Annotated in this window: 17 protein-coding genes; 10 read left to right on the top strand and 7 right to left on the bottom strand. The window is 71.1% G+C overall.

Going from position 1 to position 18,463, the window contains the following annotated elements:
* Positions 1-5: 5 nt before the first annotated feature.
* Positions 6-599, bottom strand: coding sequence for a DUF2269 domain-containing protein (locus ACGFW6_RS31485; protein ID WP_393517370.1), 594 nt, complete (start codon positions 597-599; stop codon positions 6-8).
* Positions 600-911: 312 nt separating this feature from the next.
* Here ACGFW6_RS31485 and ACGFW6_RS31480 point away from each other — a divergent pair, with 312 nt between their 5' ends.
* Complete coding sequence (locus ACGFW6_RS31480; protein WP_393517367.1) at positions 912-1,388, top strand: hypothetical protein; 477 nt, start codon at positions 912-914, stop codon at positions 1,386-1,388.
* A 12-nt stretch (positions 1,389-1,400) separates the two neighbouring features.
* Here ACGFW6_RS31480 and ACGFW6_RS31475 read toward each other — a convergent pair whose 3' ends face one another.
* Positions 1,401-3,527 (bottom strand): TerD family protein, encoded by a 2,127-nt coding sequence (locus ACGFW6_RS31475; RefSeq protein WP_393517364.1) that lies wholly within the window; start codon positions 3,525-3,527, stop codon positions 1,401-1,403.
* A 259-nt stretch (positions 3,528-3,786) separates the two neighbouring features.
* Between ACGFW6_RS31475 and ACGFW6_RS31470 the strand changes: the two genes are divergently transcribed.
* Together ACGFW6_RS31470 and ACGFW6_RS31465 are read left to right on the top strand one after the other, a co-directional pair.
* Positions 3,787-4,560 carry an IclR family transcriptional regulator gene (locus tag ACGFW6_RS31470; protein WP_393517361.1) on the top strand — a complete coding sequence of 258 codons (774 nt, stop codon included), beginning with the start codon at positions 3,787-3,789 and terminating at the stop codon, positions 4,558-4,560.
* Complete coding sequence (locus tag ACGFW6_RS31465) at positions 4,557-5,405, top strand: SMP-30/gluconolactonase/LRE family protein (protein WP_393517358.1); 849 nt, start codon at positions 4,557-4,559, stop codon at positions 5,403-5,405. Before ACGFW6_RS31470 ends, ACGFW6_RS31465 begins: the two co-directional genes overlap by 4 nt.
* A gap of 6 nt (positions 5,406-5,411) precedes the next feature.
* Here the strand turns inward: ACGFW6_RS31465 and ACGFW6_RS31460 are convergent, their stop codons facing one another.
* The 3 genes from ACGFW6_RS31460 to ACGFW6_RS31450 are packed head-to-tail and all read right to left on the bottom strand — an operon-like array spanning position 5,412 to position 8,651.
* Positions 5,412-6,821, bottom strand: coding sequence for an FAD-dependent oxidoreductase (locus ACGFW6_RS31460; protein ID WP_393517356.1), 1,410 nt, complete (start codon positions 6,819-6,821; stop codon positions 5,412-5,414).
* Positions 6,814-8,043: an MAB_1171c family putative transporter gene (locus tag ACGFW6_RS31455; RefSeq protein ID WP_393517353.1), complete on the bottom strand. Its 1,230-nt coding sequence runs from the start codon at positions 8,041-8,043 to the stop codon at positions 6,814-6,816. The genes ACGFW6_RS31460 and ACGFW6_RS31455 overlap by 8 nt, the downstream gene beginning before the upstream one ends.
* Positions 8,040-8,651, bottom strand: a complete 612-nt coding sequence (locus ACGFW6_RS31450; RefSeq protein ID WP_393517350.1) for a toxin-antitoxin system, toxin component family protein — start codon at positions 8,649-8,651, stop codon at positions 8,040-8,042. The genes ACGFW6_RS31455 and ACGFW6_RS31450 overlap by 4 nt, the downstream gene beginning before the upstream one ends.
* A 417-nt stretch (positions 8,652-9,068) precedes the next feature.
* On the opposite strand from ACGFW6_RS31450, the gene ACGFW6_RS31445 reads away from it, so the two are divergent.
* The 6 genes from ACGFW6_RS31445 (at position 9,069) to ACGFW6_RS31420 (ending at position 15,678) form a co-directional block, all read left to right on the top strand.
* Positions 9,069-10,424: an extracellular solute-binding protein gene (locus ACGFW6_RS31445; RefSeq protein ID WP_393517347.1), complete on the top strand. Its 1,356-nt coding sequence runs from the start codon at positions 9,069-9,071 to the stop codon at positions 10,422-10,424.
* Positions 10,421-11,356 carry a carbohydrate ABC transporter permease gene (locus ACGFW6_RS31440; RefSeq protein ID WP_393517344.1) on the top strand — a complete coding sequence of 312 codons (936 nt, stop codon included), beginning with the start codon at positions 10,421-10,423 and terminating at the stop codon, positions 11,354-11,356. Before ACGFW6_RS31445 ends, ACGFW6_RS31440 begins: the two co-directional genes overlap by 4 nt.
* Positions 11,353-12,201, top strand: a complete 849-nt coding sequence (locus tag ACGFW6_RS31435; protein WP_393517341.1) for a carbohydrate ABC transporter permease — start codon at positions 11,353-11,355, stop codon at positions 12,199-12,201. The genes ACGFW6_RS31440 and ACGFW6_RS31435 overlap by 4 nt, the downstream gene beginning before the upstream one ends.
* 114 nt (positions 12,202-12,315) lie before the next feature.
* Entirely contained in the window at positions 12,316-13,830 is a 1,515-nt protein-coding gene (locus ACGFW6_RS31430) for an alpha-N-arabinofuranosidase (protein ID WP_393517338.1), read from the top strand.
* A 91-nt stretch (positions 13,831-13,921) separates the two neighbouring features.
* Complete coding sequence (locus tag ACGFW6_RS31425; RefSeq protein WP_393517335.1) at positions 13,922-14,821, top strand: sulfite exporter TauE/SafE family protein; 900 nt, start codon at positions 13,922-13,924, stop codon at positions 14,819-14,821.
* 197 nt (positions 14,822-15,018) lie between these two features.
* Positions 15,019-15,678, top strand: coding sequence for a DUF4360 domain-containing protein (locus ACGFW6_RS31420; RefSeq protein WP_393517332.1), 660 nt, complete (start codon positions 15,019-15,021; stop codon positions 15,676-15,678).
* A 67-nt stretch (positions 15,679-15,745) separates the two neighbouring features.
* Here the strand turns inward: ACGFW6_RS31420 and ACGFW6_RS31415 are convergent, their stop codons facing one another.
* Positions 15,746-16,504 carry an intradiol ring-cleavage dioxygenase gene (locus ACGFW6_RS31415; RefSeq protein WP_393517329.1) on the bottom strand — a complete coding sequence of 253 codons (759 nt, stop codon included), beginning with the start codon at positions 16,502-16,504 and terminating at the stop codon, positions 15,746-15,748.
* Positions 16,505-16,638: 134 nt separating this feature from the next.
* Entirely contained in the window at positions 16,639-17,604 is a 966-nt protein-coding gene (locus ACGFW6_RS31410; protein ID WP_393517327.1) for an alpha/beta hydrolase family protein, read from the bottom strand.
* A 259-nt stretch (positions 17,605-17,863) separates the two neighbouring features.
* Here ACGFW6_RS31410 and ACGFW6_RS31405 point away from each other — a divergent pair, with 259 nt between their 5' ends.
* Positions 17,864-18,454, top strand: a complete 591-nt coding sequence (locus ACGFW6_RS31405; RefSeq protein ID WP_393517325.1) for a TetR/AcrR family transcriptional regulator — start codon at positions 17,864-17,866, stop codon at positions 18,452-18,454.
* Positions 18,455-18,463 lie beyond the last annotated feature (9 nt).

Below are 18,463 nucleotides of genomic sequence, written 5' to 3'. Positions count from 1 at the left end.
GCGCGTCAGGCGCTGAGCCGCGCGGGCTCGGCCGGCTTCGCGGCGGTGCCGGACCGCCGGCCGGCGGCCTCCCGCAGCCGCCGTCCGCGCTTGGTCGGCCCCCAGGGCTTGAGCACGGAGATCACCGTCATGAAGACGTACGCCGACAGGGACACGATCGGCCCGAACAGCACGTCCCCGGCGTCCGGCAGCGGCCCGCCCGCGGCGACGGCGGCGACCGCCGAGTTCACGCCGGGGCGCAGGGCGAAGACCGTGGCGGTGGTGGTGGCGAGAGTCAGCCAGAACTTGAGGTAGACCCACCGGTGCCGGGCCAGCCCCCACTGCGTGCCCAGGGACAGCACCAGCCCGCTGACCAGCGTGAGGAACGCGACCGGCAGCAGCAGCCAGTCGGCGAACAGCTTCATGGCCCGCACCGACGCCTCCACGGTCACCGCGGACCCGGTACCGGCCGCGGTGCTCCCGAGCGCGAGCAGCCCGAGCGTGAGCCCGACCCAGCTCGCGGAGGCGACGACGTGGACGACGAGGGCGACCCGGCGCGCGGGCCGGCTCAGCCTCTTGGCCGAGGCGGACGACGTGTTCTTCGAGGGCGTGGAAGACATGGACATCACGGTGCCGGTCGAGGACGGCGAGCACGTCTGACAGCGGGAGTAACCCCGCGTACTGAGGTCGGCGTACCCGCCGGGCGCGCGCCTGCTCCGCGCGCCACCCGAGACCGCCGACCGCCGACGACCCGCCACCCGAGACCGCCGACCGCCGACGACCCGCCGCCCGTGACCGCCGACCGCCGACGACCCGCCACCCGAGACCGACGACCGCCGACGACCCGCCACCCGAGACCGCCGACCGCCGACGACCCGCCGCCCCGGGGCCCGGCCCCGGACCCGGATCGCCCCACAGCAGGAGGAACCCCGATGCGCCAACCGACCCCCCACCCCGCCCTGCGCCGACTGGACGCCATGCTCGGCGCCTGGGACCTGTGGGCCGCCGGCCGGACCGTCGGCCCGATCCGCACGGAGTTCGCGTGGACGGAGGGCGGCGCCTTCCTCGCCCAGCGCGCGGACACCGGCCCCGACACCGCCCTGCCCGGCGCCTGGGCCGCGAACGCCCCGTTCCCCACCCTCGCCCTGATCGGCTACGACGACACCTCCGACGAGTACACCGTCCTGTACGCCGACGGCCGCGCCGTCGCCCGCGTCTACCGGGCCACGATGTCCGACCGCACCTGGCACCAGTGGCGCACGGCCCCCGGCTTCCACCAACGCCTCACCGCCACCGTCAGCCCCGACGCCCACACGATGGAGGGCACCTGGGAACAGTCCCCGGACGGGGAGCGGTGGACGACGGACTTCGACGTGACGTACGTCAGGGTGGGGGAGCGGGGCGACTGAGGCGGTGCTTCGTCACCCCGCGCCGGCGGTCTCCTTCGCCGCCGCCCGTCGCGGTGCGGGGCGGTCCAGGTGCACCACCACCGTCGTATAGAAGCGATGCACCGCTTCGTCCACGCTGCGGATGAATCCGGACTCCGCGTTGCCGCGGGTGCTGCCCATGCCCTTGAAGAGGGACAGGCGGAAGCCGGTGATCCGGGTGGCGGTGTTCTTCGGGAGCAGGTCCGCGGGTTCCGGACGGAGGCGTTCCAGGGTGCCGCGAGGTCCGCCGGTGTCACCCTCGACCAGAGTCTCGACGTGAAGGTCGGCAGGGGCGTCGGCCAGGCGGCGGACGAGGCGCTTGACCCAACTGAGCGGATAGCCCTGGTCGGGCGCCGGGATCTCCACGGAGGTGCGGAGCTTGCCGGTGCGCAGATCGGCGCTTACGGCCAGGACGCCGGGGGTGCCCTCGATGCGCAACTCCGCCTGAAGCCGCCCGTCCAGACACAACTGGTCGGCCAGCAGCGCTCTGCGGGTTCCGGGATCCGCGCCGCGCTTGGCGCGTTGCACCGGAAGCACCTTCTGGCCCAGCTCGCCGCCCATCCGGAGGCACACCTGACGGATCAGGCGCTCCCAGCTCTCGACGACCTCCAGCGTGCGCGGGTCGCCCTGGCAGAGGGTCTCGTCGTCGATGCCGTTACGCACGGGGACCCATGCCGCGCCCATGTTCTGGAAGCCGTGGCAGCCGGAGTTCTCGTGCTGGAGATAGTGCAGCAGCTCTTGGAGCAGCCAGGCGTGTGCCGCGTTGCCGACTCCCTCGTGGCGGATCAACATCTGCGCCTGATGGGCGACTTCCGCCCAGGACAGATGCCAGAGAGCCACCTTGTGCTTTCGCCGCCCGTCGATCTTGACGTCGACGAGCGGGCTGCCTTCAAGGGCGACGTCGTTGGACAGCGTGATCACCGCCTCGTAGCCACGGCGCGCGGCGATGTCCATGTACGCCTGGACCTGATCCGACTTGAGAGAGTTGCCGTTGGTCTTCGTCTCCACCAGGGCCGTCCACAACTTGCCGGCCCGTTCCACTCGGATCACGCCGTCGGGGCGGCGCGGTGTGTCGCCGTGCGGCAGCGAGACCTCGGTGAACGTCTCGGTACGGCCCGAGGGGGCGCCGAACGCGGCCGTGAGCCGCCTACCGAACTCCGGCACCTGGGCCATTACCGACAGCAGCACCGAGGTGGCGCGCATCTCCCGGTCACGGTCGCTCTTGAGGGAGGAGACCGGGAAGAGACGGGCCTCCTTCCAGGATTCGTTCTCCGCCAGCGACTTCCTGGTCATCTTGGGCAGCGTGACCTTCTTCTTCGCCGTACGCGGCCGCGCCGCAGTCCCCGTCCGCCTCGTCGGCTCGGTCTCGGTAGTGTCCGGTCGGCGAGGTCCCGGGACCGCCTCCAGCGTCGCCGCCGGGGTGGCCGGGGCCACGGGGTCCGGCTGTCCGCTGCCGTTCGCCGGGCCCACCGGGTCGGTCGCGCCCGGCGCTTCCACCGCGGACACCGGCTCCTTCTCGACTTCGACGGCAGCCTCGGCCCGTGCCTCCGCCTCCGCCTCGGCCTGTGCGTCGACCTCCGCGGCGTCGTCCTCGATGTCGACGCCGAAGTCCGTGGCCAGACCGGCCAGGCCGCTTTCGTAGCCCTGGCCGACGGCACGGAACTTCCATTCCTCCCCACGCCGGTACAGCTCTCCGAAGATGATCGCGCTGACCGCGTCGACGTCGTCGATGGCGAACCTCAGAAGGCTCTCGCCAGCCGCGTCTGCCAGCCTCACCTGGACGTTCTCCAGCTCGCCGAAGCGTGCATCGCCGTACCGGCTCGCGGCCACGACGATGCGCTCGACCTGCGGAGGGACCGCCGTGAGATCGAAGCAGATGCGGTCCTCGTTCCCGTCCTCCGTCGGCGTCTTCCCCAACAGCTGCACACTGCCGTCGGCGGCCACGGGGTTGTTGTAGAAGTAGAAGTCGCCGTCACTGCGTACCTTGCCGTTGTCGTCCAGCAGCAGCACGGACACGTCGGCGTCGCCCTCACCGGTGGGGCTGATCCAGCCCAGGCTGACGATCACCGTGCCGACGTCCTCGCTCAGTGCCGTCAGCGCCACATTCGAGCCCTTGATCATTTCGCGCACAGAATCCCCCCAAATCACTCACCTGAGGGCATGCGTCAGCGATTCCCCCAGGTGCCTCCCCGTACGGCAGATGTGACGAGCCGCACATGGGCAACGGTACTGGCCATCTATCCCGCCCGAGGAGCTTTCGGGCTGGTCCGCGCGCGGCCATTGCCGGGGGAAACGGACTTTGAGTAGCCTGTGTTCGTTATCCCGATCGGCTGTTGAAATATCGAACGCAGCCACATTGACGCAAGGGAGGGGGCCGGACGTGGGACGCCTCGTACCAGCCGTGACGCGGGCTCTGGACATCCTCGAGCTCTTCCTCGACGGGGACGGCACGCTCTCCGCCCCCGACATCGTGCGCAAGCTCCAGCTGCCGCGCACGACCGTGCACGAGCTGGTGACCACGCTCGCAGCCCGGTCGTACATCGTCCAGGTCCCGGGCCAGCCGGGTCGGTACCGGTTGGGTGTACGGCCGTACCAGCTCGGGAGCCGGTACGCCGAGCAGCTCGACCTCGCGGCCGAGGGGCAGCAGGTCGCGCGGTCCGTCGCCGAGACCTGCGACGAGACCGTGCACGTGGCGATCCTGGAGGGCACGGACGTCATCTACATCGCCAAGGTCGACTCCACGCACGCGGTGCGGATGGTGTCCGCCGCCGGTCGCCGGCTCCCCGCGCACTGCACGTCCGTCGGCAAGATGCTGCTGGCCTCCCTTCCCGAGCCGGAGCTCAGCTCCCGGGTCCCCGACGGCGCCGAGCTCGTCGCCATGACTCCGAACAGCATCACCGAACCGGGCGCCCTGCGCGAGGCTCTCGCCGTGATCCGGCAGCGCGGGATCGCCGTGGAGAGCCGGGAGTCCAACCCGGACGTCTCGTGCGTGGCCGCCCCCGTCCGGGACCGCACCGGGCAGGTCGTCGCCGCCCTCTCCATCTCCGTCCCCATGATCCGCTGGAGCGACGAGCGCCGCGCCGAGCTGGAGCAGCTCGCCGCCAAGGGCGCCGCCGAGCTGTCGGAGCGCCTCGGCCACCGGAGCGTGGCATGAGCGCGGGCTACGAGGTCGCGGTCCGGGCGGAGGCGGAGCTCGGTGAGGGACCGACCTGGGACGCCCGCAGCGGCCGGCTGCTGTGGATCGACATCCTGGGGTCGCGGGTGCACACCTACGACCCCGTCTCCGGGCGCCGGACCGTGCGGACGACCCCGCAGCACGTCGGGGCCGTCAAGCCCCGCGTCGGCGGCGGGCTCGTCCTCAACCTCCGCGACGGTGTCGGACTGCTCGACCCGGACGACACCTTCCGCTGGCTGCACCACGAGCCCGTCCCCGGCCGCCGCGCCAACGACGCCGCCGTCGCCCCCGACGGCTCCCTGTGGGCGGGCACCATGCGCTACGACGAGGCCCCAGGCGGCGGCAGCCTGTCCCGCTTCACGGGCGACGGCGCGGTCGACCTCGTCCTCGACGACGTGGCGGTCAGCAACGGCACGGGCTGGAGCCCCGACGGCAGCCGCATGTACTACATCGACTCGCCCACGCGGCGCGTCGACGTCCTCGACCACGCGGACGGGCGGGTCCGCGACCGGCGGCCGTTCGTCGAGATCGAGGACGGCGCCGGGTTCCCCGACGGGCTGACGGTGGACGCCGACGGCTGTGTGTGGGTGGCCCTGTGGGACGGCTCGGCGGTACGCCGTTACACGCCGGCCGGCGTGCTGGACCGGGTCGTCGAGCTTCCGGTGCCCCGGGTGACGGCGTGCGCGTTCGCCGGGCCCGACCTGACCGACCTGTACATCACGACGGCCCGCGTCGGGCTGACCTCGCCGCTCCCGCTGGCGGGGTCACTGCTGGTCGTCCCTGGTGCGGGGAAGGGGCTGGCGCAGCCCGCCTTCCGGGGCTGAAGCCGGCTAGCGCAGCCCCGTGGCCTTCAGTTCCTCCACGGTCAACGGCGGTCCGTTCAACGGCGGCTTGAGCGGACCGACCAGGGCGGCGAGTGCGACGGACGGCGTCAGCAGTACCTCCGCCCCGCGCTCCAGCGACGTCACATCGGTGACCCTGCGCGCGATCCGCCCGTTCCCGGTGGCGGTGTGCAGCAGTCGTCCCACATAGGCCGCCACGATCCGGTCGCGCCAGGTGGGGCCGTCCGGAGTGGCTCCGGGATAGAAGACGTCCATCCCGAGGGCCAGGTCCCACGCGCCGGCGGCCGGCTGCGCCACCGCTCGCTGGATCCGGCGCGCCAGACCGGACGCCCGTAGGCCGTGGCGCCGTAGCGTGTCCCGCAGGGCGACGGCCTCCTGAGCGGCCACCGACATCCCGTGCCCGTAGATCGGGTTGAGCGCGCACAGGGCGTCCCCCAGTACGGCGAAGTTCTCCGGCCAGGCCGCCATGCGCTCGTAGTAGTGGCGCCGGTTGGCGGTCGTTCGTGTGTAGGCCACGTCGGTCAACGGCTCCGCGAAGGTGAGCAGTTCGGCGATGACGGGGTGCCGGAGATCCTCGCGTGCGTACCGCAGGAAGTCCTCGGCCTCGACGCGGGGTTCGCCGCCCCGGGATCCGAAGAGCGTGACGAGCCACCGGCCGTCCTCGATGGGTTGCAGGACACCCCCGCACCCGGGTTTCCCGGCGCGGGGGTCCGGTTGGACGTTGACCAACGGGAAGCCCTCACGCGCCGCCTCGGGAGCACGGAACAGCCGACTCGCGTACGTCACACCGGAGTCCACTTCGCGTCTGCGGACCGGCGGCAGCCCGAGATCCGTCAGCCAGTGCGCCGCACGCGAGCCGCGTCCCGTGGCGTCGATCACCAGATCGGCGGTCAGCAGCCGTTCGGGAGGGCCGGAGGGGGAGGCGGACCGGTGGGCGGCGACCCGTACGCCCTGCACCGCCTCGTGCGTACCGATCAGCCCCAGCACTTCGGTGCCCTGCAGCAATTCGACGCGACCGGAGGCCAGGACCGCCGCCCGCACGCTCGCGTCCAGCAGGTCGCGACTGCACAGCAGCATGTGGTGCGACTCGGCCCACCGCCGGTACCAGCCGTGCGGCGACAGCGCCACCACGTCCGTCGTCACCGGCAACCGGTGCGCGCCCGCGTCCCGCAGCCGGCCGACGATGCCCGGTAGCAGCTGCTCCAGGGCACGTGCCCCGCCCGACCACAACTGGTGGACGTGCCGCGCCTGCGGCAGGCCCTTGCGGGGCTCGGGGCCGGTGGGCAGTGCGTCGCGTTCCACGACGGTGACGTGGTCGACGACGTCGGCCAGTGCGCGTGCGGCGAGCATGCCGGCCAGGGAGCCGCCCAGAACGACGGCGGTGGTGCGTTCAGTCATGTACGGGCACGTTTCCTCTTCGGGCGGCCGTACGAGCACGGACCGCTTGGATCTCTTCGCGGTGGCGGAGGGCGCGGGAGACGTCTCCGATGTCCCGCAGAAGATCCGCGGTGCCTGCACCTCCGTCGCTGCCCTCGTCCGGGTCCCGGGTCCGGCGTTCGGCGGCGTCCTGAATGGTGATGGCGGCGGCGATCGCCTTCGCCCGGCCGGGCTCACAGCCGACGGCGAGCGCGGCGTCGTACGACCGCCGGCTCAGATCCTCGTCCATGTGCCGGGTCAACGGCAGCAGCACGTCCCGGATGAAGGTCTCGCGCCGGATCAGTCGCAGCTCCGGCGAAGCGCGCAACACGAACGGCAGGCCGTAGCCGTTGACGGACCGCATGAGCAGATACAGCGGCCGCAGCTCGTGGTGGGCCAGGCGGACCCGCCAACGGTCGTGCAGGTACTGGCCGGCGTGCGGCAGGATGAAGCCCACGGCGATCAGGATGGCGGACAGTGCGGCGACCGGCGGCGCGAGGTCGGTGCTCAGCCAGTCCAGGTCGTGTCCCGTCCAGCGCGCCACTACGGCCGTCAGTTTGGCCGCGTCGAAGATCAGGTTGAGGGCGTAGCCGACCCCCAGGCACACCAGCCCCCAGCGCAGCCAGGCGTCGAGGCCGTCGGTGCGCACCCAGTTCCAGATCAGCCGGGACGTGATGAGGACAGCCGTGCAGTGCGCGAGCAGATAGAGCAGCGTCTCCTCGCGCATGAACGGCGTGTTGGCGTAGTAGGTGTCCAGATCCCGTACCCGCTCCACGGGCGCGTCCGCGAGGGCGAAGAGCACCCAGAGCGCGGTGATCACGCCCGAGTACGCGAAGACGACCAGGCGCATGACGCGGCGGGTCTCGGCGGTGCGGTCGGACAGGCCGTTGCGCCACGCGATGATCAGCAGCAGACAGGACCCGCAGAACGCGGTGATGAGGGAGTACACCAGGGGCGCCGCGATGTTCGGCACGCCCGTGACGCGGTTGACCCACGCGATGGTCGCCGGGGCCGCGAAGACGAACACGCAGCAGGCGATCACCAGCAGGCCGCCGACGGCACGCAGTAAGGGGTCGCGCCACAGCCGGATGATCGTGGGCAGCTTGATTGCCAGGGCGGCGGTCAGCACCACGGTGGGGATCCAGAACGATATGTACAGATCGCCGAGGACACCGGAGGGGTCCTGCGCCAGCAAGGTGTTCACCGCGTAGTCCTCCCGGTCCCGCGATAGCCGAGCGAACGTTGAAGCGGGCCCGGCGTTCCGTCCGGTGCCTGCCCCGCCGGCAGCGGTCGGAACGCCGCTGCCAGCCGGTGGCCGAAGTCGTCGGCCTCGGCCTCGTCCCGCTGTCGTGAGCCGTTGCGCGCGGCGACCGCGAGGGCCGTGTCCTGCCAGCCGGGGCTGCCCGCGAGGGCGTGCGCCGCGGCGCTGCCGGCGGTGTGCGGGTGGCGGTGGCCGGCGTGCAGGTGCCACAGCTCATGGCCGAGGACGACCAGCCGCTGCACCGCCTCCGCCCGCTCCTCGACGATGACCAGGTCGAAGTCCTGGAACTCCACGCACAGGCCGGTCACTTCGATCTCGTCGGGGAACCGTTCGAACCGCAGCTCCACGGGGCGTCCGCCGCGCCGCGCGCTCATCTCGGCGCACAGCGCGTGGCACAACTCGCCGACGTCCGCCGGGGGGTGGGGTCTGGCACGCACGGCCGCGCTGAGATCGGAAGCCAGGTCCCGCATCCCGGCGGCAACGGGAGAACGCCGTGGCCGTAACGCCGCGGCTACCCGGGCCGCCCTCCTGCGCGCGCCCGCGATGTCCATCGCACCCCCTGTTCCCCCGCCGTTCGGCGGGCTGTTCGAGCCTACGCGGCGCGAAGTGTTCGCGTCATGTGATCCGGCGACCGTTGTTCAAGCGGGAACCATGTGGTGGGGCCCGCAGCCGGGAACGGTTCGTTGCCGGCCGCCGGCCGGTGGGGGCGGGTCGCGTAATTCCCCGCGCCCCTTCGGGAGTCGCTGTGCGCGGCGCCCACCGCGTGAGGTTCGGCGCCCGCCGCGCGAGGTTCGGCGCCCGCCGCCCATGGTCCGGCGCCGTCCGTGCCCCTTCGGGAGTTGCTTCACCGGCGCCCCCTCACACGCTCGGAATTCGTGCACGAGGCATTGACTGGAAAGCGCTTCCATCCTACGGTCCCGTTCGAAGTTACGTGCAGAATTCGATATCTCGAACAGTAAGGGCAGGCAATGGGACGACCTGACCTGAATCGCAGGCAACTTCTGGCCGCCGCCGGAGGATTGGCGGTGGCCGGCAGCTTCGGCTTCGCGGCTCTGGGTACGGGCGCCGACGCGCTCGCCTCCGGCGCGGACACCCGGGTGCGCTACTGGAACCTGTTCAGCGGCGGCGACGGCTCCAACATGATCGCGATGCTGGACGCCTTCCGCGCGGCGAACCCCGGCATCGACGTCAAGGACTCCACCCTCCAGTGGGGCAACCCCTTCTACACCAAGCTCGCCATGGCGGCCGCCGGCAACCGCGCACCCGACCTCGGCGTGATGCACCTGGGCCGGGTCACCGGCTTCTCGCCCGGCCGCCTCCTGGACCCCTGGGACGTCGGCCTGCTCGCCGAGTACGGGGTGCGCGAAGGCGACTTCAACCCCGCCCTGTGGCAGCGCGGCGTCATCGACGGCAGGCTCTACGCCCTCCCGCTCGACATCCACGTCCAGCTCTGCTTCTACCGCAAGGACGTGCTGAGGAAGGCGGGCCTGCTCGGCGCCGACGACCGGATGGTGCCCGTCACCTCGGCCGAGGACTGGTTCGGCGTGCTGAAGGAGGCCAGGAAGGCGACCAGGAAGGGCCTGCAGACCATCGGGCTGTGGGTCAACGACCAGAACTTCCAGTGGTGGTTCTTCGTCGCCTTCTACACCCAGCTCGGCGGCACCTGGTTCGACCGGGACAACGCCGAGGTCACCTTCGACACCGACAAGGCCACCCAGGTCCTTCAGTTCCTGCGCCGGCACGTCGCCGACGGGTACGCGAACCCGGGCATGGGCACCGTCGGCGCCGAACAGTTCCTCAACGGCGCACCCTTCGCCTGGGAGGGCAACTGGTCGGTGCCGGTCTACTCGGGCGCGAAGCTCGACTACGGCGCCGTCCCGCTGCCGCCCGTCTTCGGCCGGCAGGCCACCCACGCCGAGTCGCACGCCTTCGTCCTGCCCCACCGGTCCGACCGGGGCGGCGCCGCGAACGACGGGGCCCACCGGCTCGCCGCCTACATCGTCACCCACGCCCGGCAGTGGGCGGCCGGCGGCCACATCCCCGCGTACACACCGACGCTGTCCACCGGCCCGTACCGAAAGCTCGAACCGCAGAACGAGTACGCCTCCGCCATGGACCACCAGGCCACCGAGCCGAAGGTGTGGTTCGCGGGCTCCACCGGCATCCTCGCCCAGCGCGTCGGCCCGATCGTCGTCTCCTCGACCATGGGCTCCGCGAAGCCCGACGCCGTCGCCCGCCGCATGAAGAGCGAACTCACCGCACTGCTCGCCATGAAGAACCCCATGGACGGCAGGACCGCCGCGCAAGGAGGTACGGCAGCATGACGACCGCCGAGACCGTCCTCGCGCCGCCCCGCGTCACGACCGCCGCCGACAGCGCCGTCCCGCGCCGCAAGCAGGGCTTCCAGCACGGCGGCTGGTTCGTGGCGCCGTTCCTGGTGCTCTTCGCCCTGTTCGTGATCTGGCCGCTGCTGCGCGGCATCTACCTCAGCCTCACCGACGCCGACATCACCGGCGACGGTGAGAGCTTCGTCGGCCTCGACAACTACCGCGAGGCCCTCGACGACCCGCTGATGTGGGACGCCCTCGGCCACAGCGCCTACTTCACGCTCCTGGTCGTGCCCTGCATCACCGTCCTCGCCTTCCTGCTCGCGATGCTGGCCCACCACATCGAGCGCGGCAGATGGCTGTGGCGCCTGTGCTTCTTCGCGCCCTTCCTGCTGCCCTCCACCGTCGCGGGCAACCTGTGGCAGTGGCTGTTCAACCCCGGCACGGGAATGATCAACCACGTCCTCGGCATCGAGACCCCGTGGCTGACCGACAAGGCGTACGCGATGCTCGCCATCGTCATCACCACCCTGTGGTGGACGGTCGGCTTCAGCTTCCTGCTCTACCTCGCCGCGCTCCAGTCCATCCCCGACCACCTCTACGAGGCCGCCAAGCTCGACGGCGCGAACGCCTGGCACCGCATGGTCCACATCACCCTGCCGATGCTGCGCAACATCACCGGTCTGGTCATCACCCTCCAGATCCTCGCCTCGCTCCAGGTGTTCGACCAGGCCGTCGTGATGCTGGACTTCGGGCCCGGACCGGAGAACTCGACCCGCACCTTCGTGCAGTACACCCTCGAAGAGGGGTTCACCAGCTATCGCGTGGGCTACGCCTCAGCGATCTCCGTCATCTTCTTCGTGATCATCGCGGTCGTCGCCCTCGCCAGGATGTGGCTGCTGCGCAACCGTGAGGAGGCCACCCGATGAGTACGGCCGCACAGCCCCGCAGGCCCTGGACCCCGAGCCAGATCGTCCTCACCCTCCTCGGCGCGGCGGTCTCCGTCGTCTTCCTCTCGCCCTTCGCCTGGGGCCTGTTCACCTCCCTGAAGTCGGAGACCGAGGCGGTGGAGGTGCCTCCGCACTGGCTGCCGAAGGACTGGACGGGCCAGGCGTGGACGGCCCTGTTCGAGACCGGCAACATCACCGACTGGTTCGTGAACTCCCTGGTCGTCTCGGTCTGCGTGACATCCGTCGTGCTGGTGGTGAGCGCGCTCGCCGGATACGGCTTCGCGCGCACGGAGTTCCGCGGCAAGGGCGTGCTGATGGGCGTGGTGATGGCGGGCCTGATGATCTCCCCGGCGGTCCTCGGCGTCCCGCTGTTCACCACGGTCCAGCAGATGGGGATGGTCGACACCTACTGGGGCATGATCCTGCCGCAGTGCGCGCCCGCCGCGATGGTCTACATCCTCTACAAGTTCTTCCAGGGGGTGCCGCGCGAGCTGGAGGAGGCCGCGTTCATCGACGGCGCGGGCCGCTGGCGGGTCTTCTTCACCATCGTCGTCCCGCTCGCCCGCCCCTCCCTCGCGGCGGTCGGCATCTTCACCTTCATCGCGTCGTGGAACAACTTCCTGTGGCCCTACATGGTCACCAACAACCCCGACCTGATGACGATGCCCAACGGCATCGCGACCGTCATGAACTCCTACGGCATCCAGTGGGCCCAGCTCATGGCCGGCGGCCTCATGGCGGGGCTTCCACTGATCGTCGTGTTCGTGTTCTTCCAGCGGCAGATCGTCGCCGGAGTGGCCCATACGGGTCTGGCGGGCCAGTAACCCGACGAGAACGGTTGGCCCGACGCCCTTCAGGGGCGCGGGGAACTGCGCGACCAGCCACGAACGGCCCGCAGCCGCCCACGAGCCGAGAACCACCCACCCCGAAAGGCGCACATGCACACCGCCCGCTTCACCCTCGACCCCGCCTTCACCGTCGGCGAGGTCAACCCCCGCCTCTTCGGCAGCTTCGTCGAGCACCTCGGCCGCTGCGTCTACACCGGCATCTTCGAACCCGACCACCCCACGGCCGACGACAAGGGCCTGCGCCAGGACGTCCTGGACCTGGTCCGCGAACTCGGCGTCACAGCCGTCCGCTACCCCGGCGGCAACTTCGTGTCGGGCTACAGGTGGGAGGACTCCGTCGGCCCCGCCGAGGACCGCCCCCGCCGCCTCGACCTCGCCTGGCACTCCACGGAGTCCAACCGCTTCGGCCTCTCCGAGTACATCGACTTCCTGCGCAAGATCGGCCCGCGGGCCGAGCCCATGATGGCCGTCAACCTCGGCACCCGCGGCGTCGCCGAAGCCCTCGAACTCCAGGAGTACGCCAACCACCCCGAGGGCACCGCCCTGTCCGACCTGCGGGTCGCCCACGGCGACAAGGACCCCTTCGGTATCCGGCTGTGGTGCCTGGGCAACGAGATGGACGGCCCCTGGCAGACCGGCCACAAGACGGCCGAGGAGTACGGCCGCGTCGCCGCCGAGACCGCCCGCGCCATGCGCCAGCTCGACCCGCGCGTCGAACTCGTCGCCTGCGGCTCCTCCAGCCAGGCCATGCCGACCTTCGCCGAGTGGGAGGCGACGGTCCTGCAGGAGACGTACGACCTCGTCGACCACATCTCGCTGCACGCCTACTACTGGCCCGAGAACGGCGACATCGACTCCTTCCTCGCCTCCGCCGTCGACATGGAGTCCTTCATCGACAACGTGGTCGCGACCGCCGACCACGTGGGCGCCCGGCTGAAGTCGAAGAAGCGGATCAACCTCTCCTTCGACGAGTGGAACGTCTGGTACCTGCCCGAGTGGGAGGCGCACGCCAAGACCTTCGAGCAGCACGACTGGCCCGAGGCCCCGCGTCTGCTGGAGGACAGCTACAGCGTCACCGACGCCGTCGTCTTCGGCTCGCTCCTCATCGCCCTGCTGCGCCACGCCGACCGCGTCACCGTCGCCTGCCTCGCGCAGCTCGTGAACGTCATCGCCCCGATCATGACCGAACCGGGCGGCCCCGCCTGGCGGCAGACGACGTTCTTCCCCTTCGCGCAGGCCGCCGAGCACGGCCGCGGCCAGGTCCTCGACGTCCGGGTCGACTCTCCGACGTACGAGACACGCAAGTACGGCGAGACCGACCTGCTGCACGCCACCGCCGTACGCGCCGACGACGGCACGGTCACCGTCTTCGCCGTCAACCGCAGCCGTACCGAGGCCCTGCCGCTCGACGTCACCCTGAACGGCCTCGACCTCACGCGGGTCGTCGAGCACAGCGCCCTCGCGGACGCCGACCCGGACGCCCGCAACACCCTCGACGACCCCGAGCGGGTCGCCCCGCACCGGGTCGAGGGCACCGCGGTGAAGGACGGCCGGCTCACCGCCGTACTGGAACCGCTGTCGTGGAACGTGATCCGGCTGGGCTGATCGAGCCACCCGAGAAATCCTCATGGGGCCCCAAGACTGCGCTCAGCTTCGCTAAGGCCGCGCTCAGTTCGGGGCCCTACTGTCACCCCTCATGCGCACGCTGATCCTGCTCGCCCTCGCGGGCCTCGGTGCCCAGCTCGTGGACGGCAGCCTCGGCATGGCCTACGGGGTGACGTCGACCACGCTGTTGCTGGCCCTGGGCACCAATCCCGCCGCCGCCTCCGCCACCGTCCACCTGGCCGAGATCGGCACGACCCTGATGTCCGGGGCGGCGCACTGGCGCTTCGGCAACGTCGACTGGAAAGTGGTCACGAGGATCGGGGTGCCGGGCGCGGTGGGCGCGTTCCTCGGGGCGACGGTGCTGTCCCGCCTCTCGACCGAGGTCGCGAAGCCGGCGATGTCCCTGACCCTGCTCGGGCTGGGTGTCTACGTCATGATCCGGTTCACCTTCCGGGGCCTGCCGAAGGACCGCCTGGGCAAGCCGCTCCGGCGCCGGTTCCTGGCCCCGCTCGGGCTGCTCGCCGGGTTCCTGGACGCCACAGGGGGAGGGGGCTGGGGGCCGGTCGGCACACCGGCGCTGCTGGCCGGCGGCCGGATGGAACCCCGCAAGGTGATCGGCTCCATCGACACCAGCGAGTTCCTGGTGGCGGTCGCCGCCAGCCTCGGGTTCCTGTTCTCGCTGGGCTCCCGGGGCATCGACGCCGTCTGGGTCGCCGCGTTCCTGCTGGGCGGTCTGGTGGCCGCGCCGATCGCCGCGTGGCTGGTGCGGCTGCTGCCGCCGCGGGTGCTGGGCTCGGCGGTCGGCGGGGTGATCGTCGTGACCAACGCCCGCACCCTGCTGGCGAACGACGTGCTCCACGTCGCCCTGTACGCGCTGTGGGCCGCCGCCCTGGCGTACTCGGTCCGCGCCCATCTGAAGGAGAGGAAAGCGGCCGCCACGGTGCGGGAAGTCAAGAGCGCGACCGCGGAACGGCTGGATGCGCGGCTGTGAACGACGTGATGACGCTCGGCTCAACTAGCCGGTAAATGGCTGGAGTTGGACCCTGTCCGGAACTCTCGCGACCCCTACGATGCGAACGCCTTCGGCCTTCACAGAAACCTCACTGTTTCTTCAAAGGTTCAACGAAGACTCGACGGGGCCGAAAGGGGCCGGGGGCGCAGCCACCCCCCATTCCCGAGGAGAGATCCATGGCACGTGGACTCCTGCGATTCCTGCTGAGCGGCGGCTCGTTGGCCGCTCTTCTCACCGCGGCCCTGCCCGCGCAAGCGTCCCCGGCGTTCGACAACCCGCCGCCGGACAAGATCGTCATCAAGGTCGCCACGGTGAACGGCTCCGGCTGCCCCCAGGGCACCACGGCCGTCGCCGTCTCCGAGGACAACACCGCCTTCACCGTGACCTACAGCGACTACCTCGCCCAGGTCGGCGGCAACTCCGACCCCACGGCGTTCCGTAAGAACTGCCAGCTCAGCCTGGTCGTGCACGTCCCCGGCGGCTTCACGTACGCCATCGCCAGCGCCGACTACCGGGGCTTCGCGGCCCTCCAGCCCGGTTCGAGCGCCATACAGAGAGCCTCGTACTACTTCCAGGGCTCACCCAACACGCAGTTCCGCAGCCACCCGTTCAGCGGCCCCCTCAACGACAACTGGCAGGCCACCGACGAGACCGACTGGGCCCAGCTGGTCTGGGCGCCCTGCGGAGTCCAGCGCAACTTCAACATCAACACCGAACTGCGGGTCAACCTCGGCTCGTCCTCGCCGAGCAAGGTCAGCTTCATGACCATGGACTCGACGGACGGCGACATCAGCACGGTGTACCACCTGGCGTGGAAGGAGTGCCCGGGCAAGTAGGCACACGTCGGACCGCGCCCGCCTGGAGGGGCGGGCGCGGTCCGGTCGCAGGGGTCGGGCCGGCCGGCTAGCTCTCCACGCCCAGGGTCAGCGTTCCCGCGTAGCCGGCGGAGGGGGAGCCGCCCAGCGTGGTCAGGGTCAGCAGTCCGGACGCGGCGCCTCCGTCGTCGTAGATGCCGTCCTGGGCGAGGGTGGTGCGCGGGACGGTGTTGGCGGCGTAGGCGGCCAGGGCCGCGACCCGCGTCGTGACGGTCTCGTCGAAGAAGAGCTGGCCGGTGTGGAGTTCCTGGCCGCCGGTGAACGAGCCGTCGGCGGTGAGGGTGACGTCGGTGTGCACCTTGACGTGGATGTGGACGCAGCGGCCCCGGTACCAGCCGGGGTACACGCTGGTGATGCGCGCGACGCCGTCCGTGCCGGTGAGGACGCCCCCGCGCAGGAAGGTGCCGTTGTCGGGCTCGTCGTGGCCGTTGTTGCCGACGAAGCCGGAGTACTCGCCGAGGGCGTCGCAGTGCCAGATCTCCACCAGCGCCCTGTTCAGGGGCGCGCAGGTGCTGTCGTCGACGACGGTGAGGGTGAGCTCCAGCGGGATGCCGGTCTTGTCCTCGCCGACGTCGGCGCGGACGAGCTGTCCGTCGAGGTAGTAGGGGCCTTCGGTCATCTCCTTCGTGAGGGTGCAGACGGCCGCGGCGGCGACGGGTGCCTGGGCGGCTGTGCGGCTCTCGGGCGCTGCGGCGCCCACGGTCAGTGCCGCGGCCGTGGCGCCGGTGGCGATCAGTACGGTGCGGCGGCCGATCGGTGTGGGGTTTGCCTTCGACGTGTCTGTCATGAGCACGGCACCGTAGGAACCGTTGCTGTTGATGGGCTGTCAGTTGGGCAAAGTGAGTGCCCGTCAAGTTCCTTGCCGGTCAGCTCCCCCCTGCGCGGACCTCGCTCTCCCGGCGTGCCCCCTGCCTGGGCCGGCTACTTGGACTCCACTCGTCCGACCGCGTCGGGGCCGGTCGTCAGCGCCTCGCTCGCCGTCCGCCAGGAGTTGTCGGCGGGGTCGAACCGGCTGCGGAGGTAGGCCGGGACCAGACGGCCGAGGGCGGCGACGAGCGCGGGGTTCTCGTCGGTCGTCTCCGCGGCGTCGTATCCGGCGATCCCGCCGAGTCCGTGCTCGGCGCCGAACAGGGTCAGCAGGGTCTTGGGGCCGGGGGCGAGGGCGTAGGGGTCGGTGTGCCAGTCCGGTCCGGCGTCGGTGAAGTGCCGGGCGTCGTCCTTGTCGCCGACGACGACCAGGGCCGGGGTGGTCATGGTGGAGAAGTCGGACGAGTGCACGAACGAGATCGCCTCCGCCATGGGGCCGTTCAGGACATCGCCGCCGCGGCCGGGTGCCGCGAGCAGAACGCCCGCGGTGATCCGGGATTCGAGCAGGTCCACCACTTCCCCCGTGGCCTCGTCGGCGTTGCGGGCGCCCAGCAGGAGGCCGGCGGTGTGCCCGCCGAGCGAGTGTCCGGCGACGGCGATCCGGGTGCGGTCGACGCGTCCGGCGAGCAGCGGTACGGCGGCCTCGATCGCGTCGAACCGGTCGAGGACGTGCGTCATGTCCTCGGCGCGGGAGCGCCAGAAGAAGGGCGCGCCGGGGGCGTCGGCGACGAGCCGGCTCAGGGTCCTCGAGCTGAGGTGGGTGGGCTGGACGACGACGAAGCCCTGCGCCGCCCAGCGGTCGGCGAGCGGTGCGTAGCCGTGCAGGGAGGACAGATGGTTCGAGGGGCCGTGGCCGTGCGAGAGGAGGATGACGGGCAGCTCGGTACCGCTCGCGGGCGCGGTGACGCGCACGTGCAGGTCCACCGGGCGTCCGGGCACCTTCAGCGCCACCGGGGCGTACGAGAGGACGGGCGCGGATGCGGGGGAGCCGGCCGCGGTGGTCGGCGTCGATGGGGTCATGGAGGCGTTTCCCTTCTGTGCCCCTGCCGCCGGACGGCCTTGGGCGGGGCGGCTGGGGAGGTTGGGTGGTGGAGGCGTCCGGCCGGGGCCGTCGGGGCGTACCCGGACCGGGTGGTCGGGAAGGCCCGAACCTGTTGGTCGGGCGTACCCGGACCGGGGTGGTCAGGGATGCCCGGTACGGCTAACCTGAACCGGAACGTTGCTCCACTTAGTATCCGGAACGCTGTTCCGCTTTGTCAATGGTGTCGGAGGAAGCCTGATGTCCACCGAGGACTCCGCCGGGAAGGCGCAGCCCCGAAGCAAGCGCGCCGACGCGGTGCGCAACCAGCAGGCGCTGCTCGCGGCCGCCGCGGAGGTCTTCGTCACCTCCGGCGTCGAGGCGCCGATCCGCGAGATCGCGGCCCGCGCGGGGGTCGGCATGGGGACGATCTACCGCCACTTCCCGACCCGGGCGGATCTCGTCACCGCCGTCTACCGCCATCAGATCGAGGCGTGCGCGGAGGCCGGCCCCAGGCTGCTGGCCGCTGCCGACTCCCCGTTCGCCGCGCTCCGCCAGTGGATCGACCTCTTCGTCGACTTCCTGGTCACCAAGCACGGCCTCGCCGGGGTGCTGCACTCCGACAGCGCGGGCTTCGAGACCCTGCACACGTACTTCCTCGACCGCCTTCTCCCCGTCTGCGCCGACCTCCTCCGAGCCGCTGCCGCCGCCGGCGAGATCCGCTCCGACATCGAGGCGTACGCCCTCATGCGCGGCGTCGGCAACCTCTGCATCGGCGCGGGCAGCGACCCGCGCTACGACGCCCGCCGCCTGGTCGGCCTCCTCGTCACGGGGCTGGGCCGGCCGCGCTGATCGGTTTGG

Origin of the sequence: Streptomyces sp. Y7 (assembly GCF_043195415.1) — a bacterium.
Taxonomy (GTDB): domain Bacteria; phylum Actinomycetota; class Actinomycetes; order Streptomycetales; family Streptomycetaceae; genus Streptomyces.
This window is presented reverse-complemented; position numbering and strand designations above follow the sequence as displayed.

Bases quoted from the DNA above. Each gene is read 5' to 3' on its own strand.
- ACGFW6_RS31485 (WP_393517370.1), bottom strand. From the start codon at position 599: ATGTCTTCCACGCCCTCGAAGAACACGTCGTCCGCCTCGGCCAAGAGG.
- ACGFW6_RS31480 (WP_393517367.1), top strand. From the start codon at position 912: ATGCGCCAACCGACCCCCCACCCCGCCCTGCGCCGACTGGACGCCATG.
- ACGFW6_RS31475 (WP_393517364.1), bottom strand. From the start codon at position 3,527: ATGATCAAGGGCTCGAATGTGGCGCTGACGGCACTGAGCGAGGACGTC.
- ACGFW6_RS31465 (WP_393517358.1), top strand. From the start codon at position 4,557: ATGAGCGCGGGCTACGAGGTCGCGGTCCGGGCGGAGGCGGAGCTCGGT.
- ACGFW6_RS31460 (WP_393517356.1), bottom strand. From the start codon at position 6,821: ATGACTGAACGCACCACCGCCGTCGTTCTGGGCGGCTCCCTGGCCGGC.
- ACGFW6_RS31450 (WP_393517350.1), bottom strand. From the start codon at position 8,651: ATGGACATCGCGGGCGCGCGCAGGAGGGCGGCCCGGGTAGCCGCGGCG.
- ACGFW6_RS31445 (WP_393517347.1), top strand. From the start codon at position 9,069: ATGGGACGACCTGACCTGAATCGCAGGCAACTTCTGGCCGCCGCCGGA.
- ACGFW6_RS31440 (WP_393517344.1), top strand. From the start codon at position 10,421: ATGACGACCGCCGAGACCGTCCTCGCGCCGCCCCGCGTCACGACCGCC.
- ACGFW6_RS31435 (WP_393517341.1), top strand. From the start codon at position 11,353: ATGAGTACGGCCGCACAGCCCCGCAGGCCCTGGACCCCGAGCCAGATC.
- ACGFW6_RS31430 (WP_393517338.1), top strand. From the start codon at position 12,316: ATGCACACCGCCCGCTTCACCCTCGACCCCGCCTTCACCGTCGGCGAG.
- ACGFW6_RS31425 (WP_393517335.1), top strand. From the start codon at position 13,922: ATGCGCACGCTGATCCTGCTCGCCCTCGCGGGCCTCGGTGCCCAGCTC.
- ACGFW6_RS31420 (WP_393517332.1), top strand. From the start codon at position 15,019: ATGGCACGTGGACTCCTGCGATTCCTGCTGAGCGGCGGCTCGTTGGCC.
- ACGFW6_RS31415 (WP_393517329.1), bottom strand. From the start codon at position 16,504: ATGACAGACACGTCGAAGGCAAACCCCACACCGATCGGCCGCCGCACC.
- ACGFW6_RS31410 (WP_393517327.1), bottom strand. From the start codon at position 17,604: ATGACCCCATCGACGCCGACCACCGCGGCCGGCTCCCCCGCATCCGCG.
- ACGFW6_RS31405 (WP_393517325.1), top strand. From the start codon at position 17,864: ATGTCCACCGAGGACTCCGCCGGGAAGGCGCAGCCCCGAAGCAAGCGC.